At 72.6% G+C, this 15,700-nt stretch carries 17 protein-coding genes and 3 tRNA genes; 16 read left to right on the top strand and 4 right to left on the bottom strand.

All coding sequences use genetic code 11. The annotated features are described in order from the left end of the window. Window positions 1-14 precede the first annotated feature (14 nt). Entirely contained in the window at window positions 15-1,592 is a 1,578-nt protein-coding gene (cimA, locus tag CHF16_RS05785) for a citramalate synthase (protein ID WP_089324838.1), read from the top strand. A gap of 61 nt (window positions 1,593-1,653) precedes the next feature. After that, a complete protein-coding gene (locus tag CHF16_RS05780) occupies window positions 1,654-1,935 on the top strand; it encodes a GNAT family N-acetyltransferase (RefSeq protein WP_089324837.1) in 282 nt (93 codons plus the stop codon). 10 nt (window positions 1,936-1,945) lie between these two features. Here the strand turns inward: CHF16_RS05780 and CHF16_RS05775 are convergent, their stop codons facing one another. Then, entirely contained in the window at window positions 1,946-3,262 is a 1,317-nt protein-coding gene (locus CHF16_RS05775; RefSeq protein ID WP_143227888.1) for a cyclic nucleotide-binding domain-containing protein, read from the bottom strand. A gap of 347 nt (window positions 3,263-3,609) precedes the next feature. On the opposite strand from CHF16_RS05775, the gene CHF16_RS05770 reads away from it, so the two are divergent. Then, the gene (locus CHF16_RS05770) at window positions 3,610-3,921 is read left to right on the top strand and encodes a hypothetical protein (RefSeq protein WP_143227887.1); all 312 of its coding nucleotides are present in this window, start codon (window positions 3,610-3,612) and stop codon (window positions 3,919-3,921) included. 96 nt (window positions 3,922-4,017) lie between these two features. Here the strand turns inward: CHF16_RS05770 and CHF16_RS05765 are convergent, their stop codons facing one another. After that, window positions 4,018-4,674, bottom strand: a complete 657-nt coding sequence (locus CHF16_RS05765) for a GNAT family N-acetyltransferase (RefSeq protein WP_089324834.1) — start codon at window positions 4,672-4,674, stop codon at window positions 4,018-4,020. Between the two features lie 133 nt (window positions 4,675-4,807). After that, a complete protein-coding gene (locus tag CHF16_RS05760) occupies window positions 4,808-5,692 on the bottom strand; it encodes a GntR family transcriptional regulator (protein WP_089324833.1) in 885 nt (294 codons plus the stop codon). 241 nt (window positions 5,693-5,933) lie between these two features. On the opposite strand from CHF16_RS05760, the gene CHF16_RS05755 reads away from it, so the two are divergent. The 13 genes from CHF16_RS05755 (at window position 5,934) to CHF16_RS05695 (ending at window position 13,580) form a co-directional block, all read left to right on the top strand. Next, window positions 5,934-6,122: a hypothetical protein gene (locus tag CHF16_RS05755; RefSeq protein WP_089324832.1), complete on the top strand. Its 189-nt coding sequence runs from the start codon at window positions 5,934-5,936 to the stop codon at window positions 6,120-6,122. A 45-nt stretch (window positions 6,123-6,167) separates the two neighbouring features. Next, a complete protein-coding gene (locus CHF16_RS05750; protein WP_143227886.1) occupies window positions 6,168-6,560 on the top strand; it encodes a hypothetical protein in 393 nt (130 codons plus the stop codon). A 148-nt stretch (window positions 6,561-6,708) separates the two neighbouring features. Next, a complete protein-coding gene (locus CHF16_RS05745; RefSeq protein ID WP_089324830.1) occupies window positions 6,709-7,113 on the top strand; it encodes a DUF6292 family protein in 405 nt (134 codons plus the stop codon). A 185-nt stretch (window positions 7,114-7,298) separates the two neighbouring features. Continuing rightward, a complete protein-coding gene (locus CHF16_RS05740; RefSeq protein WP_143227885.1) occupies window positions 7,299-7,670 on the top strand; it encodes a tetratricopeptide repeat protein in 372 nt (123 codons plus the stop codon). A 105-nt stretch (window positions 7,671-7,775) separates the two neighbouring features. Beyond that, on the top strand, window positions 7,776-9,041 hold the full coding sequence (locus CHF16_RS05735) for a cellulose binding domain-containing protein (protein WP_089324828.1): 1,266 nt from the start codon (window positions 7,776-7,778) through the stop codon (window positions 9,039-9,041). A gap of 22 nt (window positions 9,042-9,063) precedes the next feature. After that, window positions 9,064-9,831, top strand: coding sequence for a fumarylacetoacetate hydrolase family protein (locus CHF16_RS05730; protein WP_089324827.1), 768 nt, complete (start codon window positions 9,064-9,066; stop codon window positions 9,829-9,831). A 3-nt stretch (window positions 9,832-9,834) separates the two neighbouring features. Then, the gene (locus CHF16_RS05725; RefSeq protein WP_089324826.1) at window positions 9,835-10,473 is read left to right on the top strand and encodes a DUF2461 domain-containing protein; all 639 of its coding nucleotides are present in this window, start codon (window positions 9,835-9,837) and stop codon (window positions 10,471-10,473) included. A gap of 100 nt (window positions 10,474-10,573) precedes the next feature. Then, window positions 10,574-10,645 (top strand) — tRNA-Gln (locus tag CHF16_RS05720). A 27-nt stretch (window positions 10,646-10,672) separates the two neighbouring features. After that, window positions 10,673-10,745: transfer RNA gene (locus CHF16_RS05715), tRNA-Glu, on the top strand. A 367-nt stretch (window positions 10,746-11,112) separates the two neighbouring features. Beyond that, window positions 11,113-11,185, top strand: a tRNA-Glu gene (locus CHF16_RS05710). Window positions 11,186-11,270: 85 nt separating this feature from the next. Beyond that, window positions 11,271-12,305: an NAD(P)-dependent alcohol dehydrogenase gene (locus CHF16_RS05705; protein WP_245868237.1), complete on the top strand. Its 1,035-nt coding sequence runs from the start codon at window positions 11,271-11,273 to the stop codon at window positions 12,303-12,305. Then, the gene (locus tag CHF16_RS05700) at window positions 12,302-12,952 is read left to right on the top strand and encodes a phosphatase PAP2 family protein (protein WP_089324824.1); all 651 of its coding nucleotides are present in this window, start codon (window positions 12,302-12,304) and stop codon (window positions 12,950-12,952) included. Before CHF16_RS05705 ends, CHF16_RS05700 begins: the two co-directional genes overlap by 4 nt. A gap of 16 nt (window positions 12,953-12,968) precedes the next feature. Continuing rightward, window positions 12,969-13,580: a hypothetical protein gene (locus CHF16_RS05695; RefSeq protein ID WP_089324823.1), complete on the top strand. Its 612-nt coding sequence runs from the start codon at window positions 12,969-12,971 to the stop codon at window positions 13,578-13,580. Here CHF16_RS05695 and CHF16_RS05690 read toward each other — a convergent pair. After that, the gene (locus CHF16_RS05690; RefSeq protein WP_089324822.1) at window positions 13,555-15,627 is read right to left on the bottom strand and encodes an MMPL family transporter; all 2,073 of its coding nucleotides are present in this window, start codon (window positions 15,625-15,627) and stop codon (window positions 13,555-13,557) included. The two genes, CHF16_RS05695 and CHF16_RS05690, sit on opposite strands and share 26 nt — an antisense overlap. Window positions 15,628-15,700 lie beyond the last annotated feature (73 nt).

Genomic DNA, 15,700 nt, shown 5'->3' with positions numbered 1-15,700 from the left:
GGGGGTTCTCACCTATGCAAGGCGACGCTTTCCACGTCTACGACACCACCCTGCGCGACGGGTCCCAGCAGGAGGGGCTCAACCTCTCCGTGCCCGACAAGCTCGCCATCGCGCGGCACCTCGACGACCTGGGCGTGGGCTTCATCGAGGGCGGCTGGCCCGGCGCCAACCCCAAGGACACCGAGTTCTTCAGGCGCGCTCGAACAGAGCTCGACCTGAGGCACGCGCGGCTCACCGCGTTCGGCGCGACCCGCCGGGCCGGGGCGAAGGCGGCCGACGACCCCCAGGTCGCCGCCCTGCGCGAATCCGGCGCGTCCGTCGTGACCCTGGTCGCCAAGAGCCACGACAGGCACGTCGAGCTGGCCCTCCGCACGACCCTGGAGGAGAACCTCGCGATGATCCGCGACACGGTCTCCCACCTGCGCGCGGAGGGCCAACGAGTCTTCCTGGACGCCGAGCACTTCTTCGACGGCTACAAGGCCAACCGCGCCTACGCGCTGGAGGCGGTCCGCACCGCCGCCGAGGCGGGCGCGGACGTCGTCGCGCTCTGCGACACCAACGGCGGCATGCTGCCGGACGAGCTGGCCGAGGTCGTCCACGAGGTCGTCGGGTACGGCGTCCGCGTCGGCATCCACTGCCACGACGACTCCGGCTGCGCGGTGGCGAACACGCTCGCCGCGGTGAAGGCCGGCGCCACCCACGTGCAGGGCTGCGCCAACGGGTACGGCGAGCGCAGCGGCAACGCCAACCTGTTCACCGTCGTCGGCAACCTGCAGCTCAAGCGGGGCATGCGGCTCGTGTCGGACGCGCAGCTCTCCGAGATGACCCGCATCGCGCACGCCGTCTCCGAGGTCACCAACGTCGCGCCGAGCTCGCAGCAGCCCTACGTGGGCGTGTCGGCGTTCGCGCACAAGGCCGGCCTGCACGCGTCCGCGGTCAAGGTCGACCCCGACCTGTACCAGCACATCGACCCGGCCGCCGTCGGCAACGACATGCGGATGCTGGTGTCGAGCATGGCGGGGCGCGCGTCCGTGGAGCTGAAGGGCCGCGAGCTGGGCTACGACCTGTCCGGTGAGAAGGCCAAGGACGTCGTCGCCAAGGTCAAGGAGCTGGAGTCCACCGGCTACACCTTCGAGGCCGCGGACGCCTCGTTCGAGCTGCTGCTGCGCGAGGAGCTGACCGGCGTCCGGCAGCGGCACTTCGAGGTCGAGTCGTGGCGGTCGATCGTGGAGCGGCGGCCCGACGGGTCCATGGTCAGCGAGGCCACCGTCAAGCTGCACGCCAAGGGCGAGCGGATCATCGCGACCGGCGAGGGCAACGGCCCCGTCAACGCCCTCGACAACGCGCTGCGCCTCGCCCTCGGCCGGCTGTACCCGGAGCTGGCGCGGCTGGAGCTGGTCGACTACAAGGTCCGCATCCTGGAGGGCGCGCACGGCACCGACGCCCGGACCCGGGTGCTGATCGAGTCCGGCGACGGCGAGCGCGAGTGGGGCACGGTCGGCGTCGAGGACAACGTGATCGCCGCGTCCTGGCAGGCCCTGGAGGAGGCCGTCAGCTACTGCCTGCTCCGCGCCGGATACGACGCGGGCTGAGGCGGCCGCGCCGGGGCGACCCGGCCGGGAATGCCGCGGGGCCCCGGGGCATTATCGGGGCATGAGCACCGAAGTTACGGACAACCCCGGGCAGAGCCGCTACGAGATCACGGTGGACGGAGAGCTCGCCGGGTTCGTGGAGTACGAGCGAGGGGAGGGCTCCGTCGTCTTCATCCACACCGAGGTCGACCCCGCCTTCGAGGGCAAGGGCATCGGGGGAGCGCTCGCCCGGGGCGCCCTGGACGACGTGCGGGCCAAGGGCCAGTCGGTCGTCCCGCTGTGCCCCTTCATCAAGAAGTGGATCGGCAAGCACCCCGACTACCAGGACCTCGTGGCCTCCTGACCCCTGACCCTCAGACCGCGCGGAGCCTGGACCCGCCGCCCTCCAGCATCAGCCACGCCGACAGCGACGCCTCCTTCAGCCGGACCCTGACCCGCGAGTAGCGGTTCGGGTCGACGAGGCCGGGAGCGGGTGCGATCACCGTGTCGTACACGAAGTCGGAGGTGACGAACGCCAGGTCGGCGCCGGTCTCGGCGACGCGGCGCTTGACCGCCGGGGCGTCCACCATCCGCCGCGTCGTGATGATGGCCGTCCCGGCGACGCCCTTCGGGCCCCGCTGCACCGGGCCGACGTGCAGCGCGGCGCGCAGCTGCAGCCGGGTGGCCTCGGCGGCGCGCCGGTTGTGCCGCCGCAGCTCCGCCGCCAGGTGCGCGAGCATCGGGTCGACGACCGCGTCGGTCGGCGTGGTCGGCGGGACGACGACGAGCGCGCCGTCGCCGCGGTCCTCCTGGTAGATCCGGCCGAGGTCGAGGCCGGACGCGGTGAACGCCTCGCCCATCAGGTCGTACATGGCCGACAGCACGTACTCGCGGTCGGCGTCGGTGCGGACGGGCGAGCTGAACCGCGTGATGTCGGTGATGAGGATCGAGCAGTTGCCCCGCACGTCGTGGAAGGCGTGCTTCTCGACCTGCCGCCGGTAGACCTGCTGCTCCAGGACGGCCCGCACGCGCGGGTTGAGGTCCAGGAAGGCGCCGAACTCGCGTGCGCCGACGCGCAGCGCCTGGACGTCGCTCTCCGCCGTCACGGTCGCGGACCGGTCCCGCACCACCAGCGCCGCCCGCTCGCCGACCACCTCCCCGGCGCCCCGGAACGCGATGATCCGCTGCTCGGCGCCCTCGTGGACCCACACCCGCGTCCAGCCGGAGAGGATCACGATGACCTCGCCCGCGACCCCGCCCTCCCGGCACAGGACCTCCTCGGCGCGGTAGAGGTGCCTGCGCGCGCGTGCGGTCAGATCATGCCGCTCGGCGGGGGTCAGCGCGTCCCAGAACGGCGCCGTGGCGGTGGGCGCGGCCGGGCCGGGGACCGCGAGCAGGCGGGGCTCCGCCGCGGCGGCCACCACCGGCGGTCCGGGCGTCTCCTGCAGCGTGCCGGCCTTCAGGTACTGGACGAGGGCGTTGGCCACGGCCACCGCCGGGAACGTGAGGAACGTCAGGAACCCGCCGACGGCGGCGGTCGCCGAGCCGCCCACCGCGTATCCGAGCACCACGGCCGCGAGCGTCACCGCGGTCATGGCCTTCACGTTCGTCGTGCCCGCGTGCGTGCTCGCCGTGCCCGCGTGCGGGGCCGTGCGCCTCCGCGACCGCGCCCTCCAGCGGTTCAGTTCCACGGAGTCTTCCTTCCCCCGGGAAGGCCGGGCATAGTGCCGCCCCCGGCCCCTCGGCGTCCGTTCCGTCCCCACGTCTCCCATCACAGAGACTAGGGCGAGATACATACGAAAGCCATATGAAGACTGCTTGAAAGTCGGTAACTGTTATGTGGCTCGATGGCAAGACAGAGATAACGCAGGTTTCTCACCCGGAGGGCCGGGGAAGCCTTGTCCTGCATGCTGTACGTTGGGCATGGATTTGCTGACGGAGGGCTGTATGGTCGCCTGACCGGCGGGGCATTCCGGTCCCGGCGCCGGAAGGCGCGCGGGCGGCCCGGGCTCCGCGCCCCGGATAGGAGTGAGCGCTCATGACGACATCCCGAGCAGCCTCCGAGACCTCGGGCGGGTCCATGGACGCCGACGATCCCGGCCGCGCCGCGGCCGCCGGGAACCCCGGCGCGGAGGCGGTCCCGCAGAGCGAGCGCGTCACGGTCAACCTGACGGGCAAGGCCGTCCAGGCCCTCCAGCGGCTCCAGGAGCAGACCGGCTACAACAAGACCGACTGCATCAACCGCGCGCTGATCATCGCCGGCGAGATCGAGGGCATGTCCCGCAAGCCCGGCGCCTTCTACTGGCGCGAGACCCCCGACAGCGACCTCATGCTCGTCCGCTTCGTCTGACGTCCCGTCCGGCACGCCGGTCGGTCGGCCGCCCGCGCGTTCCGGCGGGCGCGGCCCGGCCGTCTCAGGGCATGACCGTCTCAGGGAATGGCCGTCTCAGGGAATGTGGACGTCCTGCCCGGTGAGCGGCGGGTTCGCGAGGTGCGCGGGCTGCTCCCCGATGCGCCATGGGCGGTCCGGCCGGGACGCGGCGAGAGGTCTCTGGAAGAGGGCGCCCGAGGGCGTGCCGTCGCTGGTCGTGCGGGTCGCGACATGGACGAAGCCCAGGCCGCGGTAGTAGTCGTGGAGCGCGTGGTTGTCGGTCCAGACGTCGACCCTGATCAGTTCGGCGTTCCGCTGCAGGGACGCGCCCTTGAGCCCGGCCCAGTCGATCAGTTCGGCGCCGAGGCCCGTGCCCGCGTACGCGCGGTGGACGACGAGCCGGTGCAGGTAGACGGCCTCGGTCTCGCGCTCCTCGGCGGTCCAGAGCTCCTCCTGGCCGAGCGTCCTGATGGAGACGGTCCCGATCGGGGCGGCCGCGTCGAACAGCAGCCAGGTCTCCCCGTTGACCAGGGCCTCGTGGACCCGCTTCATCCGCCCTTCGGGGCTCGGCCAGGGCCGCTCCCACTGCCGGGTGTCCTTCCCCCGCAGCCAGTCGGCCGCGTGGTCGATCAGGCCGAGGACGACGCGGAGCTCGTCCGGCCGTGCCGGGCGGATGCGGTACCTGGGTTCAGCGGCCCGACTGCGCTGGCGGGCCCCGGTGTCTGTGTCCACGTGCTCCTGACTCCGAGAAGGACCGAGCCCCCGCCTCCCGGCCGTGCGGTGGGAGCGCAGGGGCTCCCACCCGGTCGGGAAGGGGGGCGTATGGGCACTGTGCGACGGCCGCCGCGGACGGGCGGCCGCCGGGCTATCCGCCGCCGGCGGCCTCCGCCGGGGAGTCGGTCCCCGGCTCGTCGGTGGAGGCCAGGCCGGGCGTCTTGAGGACGTCGAGGGGGACGTCGCCGTCGTTGTAGTGCAGGCGCGTGCGGTCCGCGGGCCAGACCGTCACGGTGACCCGGAACGCCTTGCCGTCGGAGGAGTAGGCGGTCCGGACGGTCTCGAACACGACGCTCGCCGCGGAGTCGCCGAGGCGGAAGAACCGCTTCTCGTTCTCGTCCGGGACGCGGGCCTTGATCTCGTCGTGGAAGCCGACCTCGCGGTACCCGAGGGCCTCGCCCAGGTACGCCACGGCGCCCTCGGGGATGTCGCGCGGGTACAGCAGCCGGGACGCGCCGTTGGTGGCGAACTCCAGCGGATAGAAGGACGTCTGCAGCACCCACGGCTTGTCGTCCAGGAAGATCTCCTGGTGCCGGGAGATGAACTCCGAGCCGGACTTCGTCTGCAGGTACCGGGCGATGACCTTCGTGCCCTCCTGGACCTCCACCTTGACCTGCGACACCGAGGCGTTGCGGCCGACGGGGATGGCGGCGTCGCGGTTGTACCAGTCGTCCGACACGGCGCCGGGCGCGAGCCCGAGTTCGACGGCGCGGAGCGTGACGTGGACGATGTCGGGCCGCGGCACGACGAACGTCCCCTTGCCCTGCTCGGAGACGACGTACCCCTGCTGCCGGAGCCAGGCGAGCGCGTCCCGGACGGTGTTGCGGGACGCGCGGTAGTGCAGCTCCAGCTCCTTCTCGGGCGGGAGCGGACGCCGCCCGGACGAGCCGTCCTCGGACGCCAGATCGCCGGACTCGATGCGCCGGCGCAGGTCGTCGGCGATGTCACGCCAGCGGAGAGGCGTCGTGCGGGCCATCGGATCCGCTCCCTTCCGGCCGGTTGCCGGTCCGGTCGTGCCGGTTCCCGGATGAGTGGGACGTGCACCGAACCGGACTTCTCCTCAAGTACTTCCCATCCCAGGTGTTTGCAATCCCAAGAAAGGGTACACCTTACCTGAGAGACTTGTTGGTACAAGTTAATCACAGAAGAACAGCGACAACGGTATCAGCAGGACGTCCCAGACGTAAGGGATATCGCGAACCCGGAGGAGGTTCACCATGACCGCGCTGGTCGCGCTGTGGATCCTGGTCCCCGCGGCGCTCTTCCTGACCCTGGTCCTCTACACCGTCGGCATCGGCCTCCGCACGCGCCACGCCGACCTGCGCGGCGAGGCCGCCACGGCGGCCGCCGGCGGGCGCGCGCCGCGGCTGGTCACCGTCCGCGGCCTGGACGGGCCGCGCACATGATCTCCGGTCGCCGCGGGGCGGGCCGCTGACCTAAGGAGCGTCGAGGTGGAAGACAGCCGGATGGACACGGCGCCGAGCGCGCCTGAGCAGCCGAGCGCGCCGGTGCGGCCGGTGGCGCCGGGGTGGCCCGCCGGGCCCGGCCCGGCGGGGGAGCGCGTCCTGGTGGACGAGGCGGCCATGCCGGAGCAGCCGGGTCCGGGGGCGGTCCCGGTCCTGAGCCTGACGCCGGTCGTCGAGCCGCCCGCCGGCCGGGAACCGTGGGAGGGCGCCCTGCGCCTCGCCCTCACCGGAGTCGCGGTCATGGCGGTCACGGCCGAGCTGGGGCGGCGGGCGGGCGCGCCGGTGCGGCTGACCGCGATCTGCTCGGCCGGGGCGGGCGCGATGGCCGTCGGGCCGTGGCTCGTCCCGCAGCTCGTCCCCCGGCTCGCCTCGGCCTGACCGCCCGGAGACGCGGGGTACTGAAGGGAGGAATGTGGTGAACGGGGCTGTTTGGCCTGCCTTCAGCCAAATTCCTCCCATGGAAACGGGACATATGGGATCAACTTCCCTCATACTTCGTAATAAGAGCGAAGAGAGGGATGACCCAGTGATCGACCGAATTCGGCCCCTGCCTCACTCGGACCCCTTCGTCGACGCCACCCGCGGCTACATCACCCGGGTCGGCGATGAGCTGCAGGCGAGCGGCGTGGCGCTCGGCGACGTCTGGCTGGACCCGTCCAGCCCCCGTGACGCGACCTTCGTCCTCGGGCTTCAGGCCGTCGTGTGGAACGAGTCCCAGGGCTTCGTGCTCGGTGAGTTCGTCTCCGGGGAGCCCGGCGTGCGGACGGTGCTGCGCGACCCCGTGCGGCTCGGGGGCGGCGTGCTGCCCGACCCGCGCTCCGTCGCGCGGGCGCTGGAACGCGGCGGGGAGGGCGCCCCGGTCGCGCTCCGCTCCTACGCTGCCGGGCACGACGGCTTCGAGGACGCGCTGCTCCGCTACACCGCGGGCTGACCTGCCCGCTCGTTCGCACGAACGAGGATGTTTCCGCCGGTATCGGTGTGGCTGCGCAGAAAGTTCATCAAACTCGGCCAAACCGGTGGCGGTTTTTGTCAACGGCGTCCACTATGGGTACCGCACGGCACGCGTGGCGTTCCCGCGTGCCCGCGCCCAGTGAACCGACCAGCCGGAGTGATCGCATGCCCGCTCGACCCTGGACCCCCGAGGACCTTGGGCGTCCCACGGACGGGACATGGGCCGATGTCGCCTTCGGCCTGGGGGAGATGTACGAGCGCGAGGGCGACCTCGAGCAGGCCGCCGGCTGGTACCGGCGGGCCGCCGAGTCCGGCCGGGCCGACGCCGCGCTGCGCCTCGGCGCCGTGCTCGGGCGGATGGCCGACGCCGGGACCGCCGGCGACGAGGCCGGGGAGCTGATCGCCGAGGCCGCCCGCTGGCTCAGCGGCGCCCTCGACACCACCACCCCGGACGCCATCGAGCTCATCACCGACATGCTCAACCGGCAACTGCGCCAGGCCGCGCGCCGCGGGCTGGAGCCCGCCCCCGCGGGCTGACGCACCCCGTCCGCCCCTCGCACGCACCCCGTACACCGCCCGGTTCGCCGTGAACCGAACCGCTCCGCCCGTCGTCGGACTCCATGAGATCGACGACAGCGGAGGGTGGACGAGTTGAGCGGCGAGGAGCCCGGGTACGTGCCCCCGGACCACAAGACGACCGCCGAGTTCCGTATCCGCGGCCTCGCCGCCGCGGGGGACGCGGGGGCGGGCGGCGACGCCACCCTCGTCGACGGCCCCGCCGACGGCCCCGCCGGCTCGACGGTCCAGGACGTCCTGGCCGACGAGCCGGCCGGTGCTCCGGGTGTCACCCTCGACGACCTTCCGGCCGACGACGTTCTTGACGACGACCTTCCGGCGGACGATCCGGAGGACGACCCCGAGGACGATCCGGAAGACGACCCCGAAGCGACTTCGCTGGATTTCGCCGCTGAGGATCCGGGCGTGACGTCCCGGGACGCGCCGGAGAAGGCGTCCGCGACGGTCGCGGACATCCGGCTCGAAGAGCACGCCCCGCCCCGGGAAGAGCCGGATCGGCCCGCGCCTCCGCCCCCGCCTCCACCTGCGCCGGTCGTGGGCATGGGGGAGGCCCCCTGGACGGAGCAGTTCGGCGCCGAGCAGGAGACGGCCGCCCCGGGCGCGGGCGATCCGGCGGCCGCCGCCTTCGCGATGCCGTCGCCCGACCTCGCCGGGACCGGCCCCCGGCCCGCCGAGACCGCCCCGGCGGCACCGGCCACGGAAGCGCCGCCGGCGCGGTCCAAACTCCTGGTCGTCCTGGTCGCCGCGGTCGGTGCCGTGGTGCTGCTGGCCGCCGCAGGGCTCGTCGCGCTCTGGCTCGCGGGAGGCGGCTCGGAGGAACCGCAGGCCGGGGACGCGTCCCCGAAGGCGGCGTCTCCCGCGGCGTCCGCTCCGGCGACCGGCGGCCCCGCCCCGGCTCCGTCGCCCGGTGAGCCCTCCCCGGGCGGGACGCCGCCCGCGGCACCGCCCGGCGGCGGTCAGCCTCCCGCGGGGCAGCCCGGCGGGCCGCCGCCGGTGACCACCGCCCCGATCGGCCCGCTCGTGCGCGGCGACGGCATCACCTACCAGCTCGTCCAGCAGGACGAGGGGTACTTCGAGGGCAGGATGGTCATCACCAACCGCACCGACCGCCCGATGAAGACCTGGAAGCTCACGTTCCGCGCCCCCGGCGCGGACGTGAAGAACATCTGGGGCGCGGCGCTCGTGCACGGCGGGACCGAGGTGGAGATCCGGAACCTGGACGGCGCCCGCGCGATCCCGCCCGGCGGCACCTGGGAGATCCAGTACGGCGCGGCGGGACGGGCGTCCACCCCGAAGGACTGCGAGCTCAACGGCGGGGCATGCGGCTTCTGACCGGCGTACTAGGCTCTCGAACATGCGTATCGCCAGGTTCTCCACCGACGACGGCATGTCCTTCGGTGTGGTGGAGGAGAACACCGTCGCCGCCATCGCGGCCCACCCGTTCGGTGAGCCGACGTTCACCGGGCAGCGTTTTCCGCTCGCCGACGTCCGGCTGCTCGCGCCGATCCTGCCCAGCAAGATCATCGCGATCGGGAAGAACTACGCCGACCACGTCCGCGAGATGGGCGGGGGCGAGCCGCCCGCGGAACCGGTGATCTTCTCCAAGCCGTCCACCGCGGTGATCGGCTCAGGCGAGGCGATCATGTACCCGGAGAAGCTGTCCGAGCGCGTCGACCACGAGGGCGAGCTCGCCGTCGTCATCGGCCGCCTGTGCCGCGAGGTGCCCGCGTCCCGCGCCGCCGAGGTCATCCTCGGCTACACCTGCGCCAACGACGTCACCGCACGCGACCTCCAGCAGAAGGACGGGCAGTGGACGCGGGCCAAGGGCTTCGACACGTTCTGCCCGATGGGCCCCTGGATCGAGACCGAGGCCGACCCCGCCGACCTGGCCATCACCACGTCCGTCAACGGAGAGGTCCGCCAGGACGCCCGGACCTCGCAGCTGCTGCACGGCATCCCGGCCCTCATCGAGTACGTCACCCAGGTCATGACGCTGCTGCCCGGCGACGTCATCCTCACCGGCACCCCCGCCGGCGTCGGCCCGATGCAGATCGGCGACGAGGTGACCGTCACGATCGAGGGCATCGGAAGCCTCACCAACCGCGTCGTCTCCCGCGACTGAGCCATGGCGTTCGGCGGCTTCACCGACGAGGCGTTCACCTTCTACGAGGGCCTGCAGGGCGACAACAGCAAGCCCTACTGGACGTCCCACAGGGAGATCTACGAGCGCCACGTGCGCGGACCGATGGCCGAGCTGTGCGCCGAACTCGAAGACGAGTTCGGCGCGATCAAGCTCTTCCGGCCCTACCGGGACGTCCGCTTCAGCAAGGACAAGTCGCCGTACAAGACGCACCAGGGCGGCCACACCGCCCAGGGGTTCTACATCCAGGTCGACGCCGACGGCCTGATGGTCGCGGGCGGCATGTACGCGCCCACCCCTGAACAGCTCCGCCGGTACCGCGAAGCGGTCGCGTCCGAAACCTCCGGCCGCGAGCTCCAGGCCATCGTGGACGACCTCCGCGGCGCCGGCATGGAGATCGCGGGCGACCGGCTCAAGACCCGCCCCCGCGGTTTCCCGCCCGACCATCCGCGCCTCGACCTGCTGCGGCACCGCTCCCTCTACGCCGGCACCGGCTGGCCCGCCGACCCCTGGACGGCGGACCCCGGCGAGGTCCGCACCCGGGTGCGGACCGCCTGGCGGCGCCTGCGCCCCCTCGTGGACTGGGGGCGGGAGCACATCGGGCCACCCGACTTCACCCGCTGAGACCCGCCCGGCCAATCGTTTTGGCGGTTGTCCCAAGACCCTGTATTCTCATCGAGGCGCGAGCGACCGGCCGGAAACGGAACGGGAGCCCGTACCTCACTGGGGTATGGTGTAATCGGCAGCACGAGTGATTCTGGTTCACTTAGTCTAGGTTCGAGTCCTGGTACCCCAGCTGCGTCCGTCCAAGAGGCGGACACACGCCCCCGTCGTCTAGTGGCCTAGGACGCCGCCCTCTCAAGGCGGTAACGGCGGTTCGAATCCGCTCGGGGGTACTGGCCTACGGCTGCTCATCGCCCTTCGGGCGATTTCGCCGACCTCTGGTGTCTTCCCAGGGGGGCGACCCCCTGGAACCCCCGGTGTTCGGGCTTCGCCCTCACGGTGGCCGGGGCGTACTCGAGAGACCTTTTTCTGCGACGTCCAAGGACGTTTTCCCTGACCAGGGCATAAGCCTTCTCGGTATCGCTCTTCTGTGCGGGCCGATGTGAAGCGTCGGCCTGTTCCTTCGCGGTCGTTGGTGATCGTTGTGGCCGTGTGTGATTTATGCGGGGGTGTGGGGCGGGAAATCTGGTCGAGGTGGGGTGGCGCGTCCGGTAGGCTGGTCTCGGCCCGGGCGGGAGATCGCGCCGGGGCAGACGTCCGGCCCCCGTCGTCTAGTGGCCTAGGACGCCGCCCTCTCAAGGCGGTAACGGCGGTTCGAATCCGCTCGGGGGTACACGTGGAACCGCAGGGGAACCTGCGGTTTTTTCATGCCCCGGTGCGGGCGATCATCAGGGGCGCGCCTGGGTAGGGGCGAGTCCATGAGCAGCACTATGCGGGCCGTGCGGGTCGTCGGGTACGGCGAGGACCTGCGGATGGCGGAGGTGCCCGTTCCCGAGGCGGACGGGCCGTTCGACGTCGTGGTGCGGATCGGCGGAGCCGGGGTGTGCCGGACCGACCTGCACATCCTCGAAGGGCAGTGGGCCGGGAAGTCCGGCGTGGAACTGCCGTACACGATCGGCCACGAGAACGCCGGGTGGGTGCACCGGGTCGGGCCGGCGGTCACGAACGTCGCCGAGGGCGACAAGGTGATCCTGCACCCGATCGTCACCTGCGGGCTGTGCCGGGCGTGCCGGTCGGGGGACGACGTGCACTGCGTGGACAGCAGGTTCCCCGGCATCGATGCCGACGGCGGGTACGCCGACTACCTGAAGACGTCCGCGCGCAGCGTCGTGAAGCTGGACGAGTCGCTGGAGCCCGCGGACGTCGCGGCGTTCGCCGACGCGGGCCTCACCGCCTACCACGCGGCGGCGAAGGCGGCGCGGCGGCTGACCCCGCGGGACCGGTGCGTGGTGATCGGGGCCGGGGGGCTCGGGCACATCGGCGTCCAGGTGCTCAAGGCGATCAGCCCGGCCGAGTTCATCGTGGTGGACCGCGAACCGGACGCCGTGCGGCTCGCCACCGAGATCGGCGCCGACCACGGGATCGTCGCGGACGGCGACCACGTCGAGCACGTCCTCGACCTCACCGGCGGCGGCGCGGAGGTCGTCGTCGACTTCGTCGGGGAGGGCGGCACGACCGCCGAGGGGCTGCGGATGCTGCGGGAGGCCGGCGACTACCACGTGGTCGGCTACGGCGAGAACATCGACGTCCCGACGATCGACATCATCTCCGCCGAGATCAACATCATCGGGAACCTCGTCGGCTCCTACAACGACCTGTGCGACCTGATGGCCCTCGCCGCCCGCGGCGCGGTCACGCTGCACACCCGGAAGTACGCGCTGGACGACTTCCGGTCCGCGGTCGGCGACCTGGACGCCGGGCGCGTGCGGGGCCGCGCGATCCTCACGCCGTGAAGCCGGAGACGGCGGTCCGCGGGCGGGCCGCGGCGCTGGGGTGGCGGCGCCGCGGCCTGCCCGTCGCGATCATGGCCGTGGTCGCCGCGGACGTGCTGCTCGACGGACCGCTCAGGCGGCTCGACTGGGCCGTCCACGAGTTCTGCGACGCGCACGTCCGGGGTGGTCTGCTCGCGGCCGTTCACTTCGTCACGAAGCTCGGGCAGCGCGGCGACCTGGTGGCGGTCATCTTTCCGCTGGCCGCCATCGCGAGCGTGCGGACGCGTTCGGCCCGGTGTCTCGTGGTCGGCGTGGCGATCGTGGGCGGGCTGTCGCTGCTGCAGTCCGGGCTGAAGTCGGTGATACCCCGGACCTATCCCTACAGCGGGACGGACGTGCTGTTCACCCACGGGAACGCCTATCCGTCCGGCCACACCCTCAACGCGTTCGTGCTCGTCTGGCTCATCCTGGAACTGCTGGTGATCGCGTTCCCGGCCGCCCGGCTGCCCGCACAGCGCCGGCGGGGCATCGCGCTGGCGACCGGCTGCGCCACGGCGGCGGCGCTGACGGTGGCGGACGAGCACTGGCTCACCGACGTGCTGTTCAGCCTCGCGCTGGGCCCGCTCCTGCTGGCGCTCCTCATCCGGTGGCGGCCGTTCGGTCCCTGATGCGGCGTCGCGGCCGTTGCGGCATCCTGTCGGCAGGACCGGCCTGGGAGGCGACATCGGATACCTCAAGGATCTGGAGCGCGAGAGCCTGGCGTTCTGGGAGAGCGTCGGCATCGACCCGATCCGGATCACCACGGACGACGGCGACTTCCACACGCTGCGCTGCTACCTGCGGGACGAGCCGGTGTTCCTCGGCTCGGGCGGCCGGATCGAGGTGTTCCGCACCGAACGGGCCCTGGTCGCCTGGCTCGTCCGGCATGGGGAACGCGGGCACGACCTCGCCGCCATGTCCACCTGGCCGATCGTTCTCGAAGCCGCCCGGAACGGTGAGCTGACCGTCTGGGTCGACACCGTCAACGTCTACGCCATCGCGGGCGTCCACCGGGATCTTCTGGAGTCGGAGCGGCCGGATGGGCACTTGCTGGAGCAGGCCGGTGAGCTGTTCCTCGACGCGGGGTCCTGGGCGGGCGATGACGCCGCCGAGCGGGCCCTGCACCGTGGGGAACCGCTCGGCCGGCTCGTGGCGGCCGTTACCGACCGCCGCGAACCGGCCGTGCTGGACGGCACCGAGGCCGCGGTGTGGAAAAGGCTCGTCGACGGCCTTACGGCGCGGTTTCGCGTCCACTGAGCGACGGCGCCGCCTCGCGGTCCTCCGGGTGGTGTCGAGCGGCGGGCGTTCGGGGGCGGGCGGGCCACCAGAAGCGGGAGCCCGCGTCCAGGGCGAGGGCGGGGACGATGACCGAGCGGACGAAGAAGGTGTCCAGCAGGACGCCGAGCGAGACCAGGACGCCTATCTCCACCATCATCGTGACCGGCATGGCGCCGAGGACGCCGAACGTGGCGGCGAGGACGAGTCCCGCGCTGGAGATGACGCCGCCGGTGACGCCGAGACCGCGCAGGACGCCCGTCCGGTGGTCGGCGCGCGCCACCTCCTCGCGGATGCGGGAGACGAGGAACAGGTTGTAGTCCACGCCCAGGGCGACCATGAACAGGAAGCCCATGAGCGCGACCTGGATGTCGAGGGCGGGGAAGCCGAACGCGTACCTGAACAGCAGCCAGGAGGCGCCGAGGGCGGCGAAGTAGGACCCGACGACCGTCGCGACCACCAGGACCGGCGCGACCAGCGCGCGGAGCAGGGCGATGAGGATGAGCAGCACCACGGCCAGCACGAGCGGGATCACCACCCTGCGGTCGTGGGCCTGGGCGTCGGCGAGGTCGATCTCGGCGGCGGTGCTCGCGCCGAACAGCGCGTCGGGGACGGCCGTGCGGAGGTCGCGGACGGTCTGCTTCGCCGCCGCGCTGTCGGGAGGCGAGGTGAGGACGACCTCGAACCTGGCCAGGCGGCCGTCCGCGGAGGTCTCCGGCGTTCCCACGCGGGCGACGCCGGGGGCGTCCCGGAGCGCGGTGGTGACGGCGTCGGGCTTCGCGGTGATGACCTGGAGGGGGCGGCCCTGGCCGCCGGGGTAGTGCTGGGCGAGCAGGTTCTCGCCGACGGTGGAGCTGGGCGTGCTCGTGAGGAAGTGGGCGCGGTCCAGGCCCGTGGTGATGCCGAGGCAGGCGGCGGCGAGCGCGCCGAGGACGGCCAGGCCGCCGACCCAGACGAGGCGGGGGCGGGCCGCGATGCGCCGGCCGACGCGGTCCCAGGCGCCGCGGCCGGACGGGGCGTCGCCGTAGCGGGGGATGCGCGGCCAGAACACCCAGCGGCCCAGGATCACCAGGAGCGCGGGCAGCAGCGACATGACGACGAGCAGCCCGCCGGCGACGCCGATGGCGCCGATCGGGCCGAGCGCGTAGTTGAAGCCCATGCGGGCGGCGAGCAGGCAGAGCAGGCCGAGCGCGACCGTCGCGGCGGACGCGGCGATGGGCGCGGCGGCGCGGCGCAGCGCGGCCCGCATCGCGTCGTGCCGGTCGGGATGGCGGCGCAGCTCCTCGCGGTAGCGGGCGAGCAGCAGCAGCGCGTAGTCGGTCGAGATGCCGAACACGAGCGCGTTCAGGATCGTGGACGTCCCGTCCGCGACGTAGAGGCCGGCGTGCCTGCCGAGGAGGTACACGACGGCGCCCGTCACCTGCAGGGCGATCGCCGCGTTCACGATCGGCAGCAGCCACAGGACCGGGCTGCGGTAGGTGAACAGCAGCACGGCGGCGACCAGCGCGACCGTGGCCAGCAGCGCCGGCTTGTCGACCTTCTCGAAGGCGTCCCCGACGTCGAGGGCGGCGCCCGCCGGGCCGGCCAGCCGCACGTCCAGGCCGGGCGGGGCGTCCGCGAGGGCCCGGTCGCGGAGCCGCTCGGCCCGGTCGGTGAGCGCGTCGTCGTCCTTCAGCGGCACGGTGAGCATCAGCGCCTCGCCGTCGCCGGACGGGACGGGCCGCCCGACCGGCCCGGCGGCGAGCGGGGCGAGGGCCGTCCGGTCGGCCTCGGCCTTCGCGCGGTCGGCCGGGGTGATGCCGCCCGGCCGGACGTAGGCGATGATGCCCGGGGCGAGCTCGCCGCCGGGGAAGCGGGGCGTCAGCTCCTCGACCCGCGTGGACTGGGCGCCGCGCGGCAGCTCGGCCGACGACTTCGCCTGGACGACGTCCGAGAGCCGGCCGGCGAGCGGCGTCGCCAGGACCGTGATGGCGATCCAGGCCAGCAGGACCGCCCATGTGAGCGGCCGCCGTTTGCGCGAGAGCAGCATGAGGTGCTCTCCTTTCCGGTGGGGGTTCGCGTTGCGTGGAACACGCCGTTCGGCGTGGTGATGCGGGCTTCCG

The sequence above is a fragment of the Actinomadura meyerae genome (assembly GCF_900188445.1).
Taxonomy (GTDB): Bacteria; Actinomycetota; Actinomycetes; order Streptosporangiales; family Streptosporangiaceae; genus Spirillospora; species Spirillospora meyerae.
The sequence above is the reverse complement of the archived record's forward strand: the minus strand, read 5'-3'. Positions and strand labels throughout refer to the sequence as shown.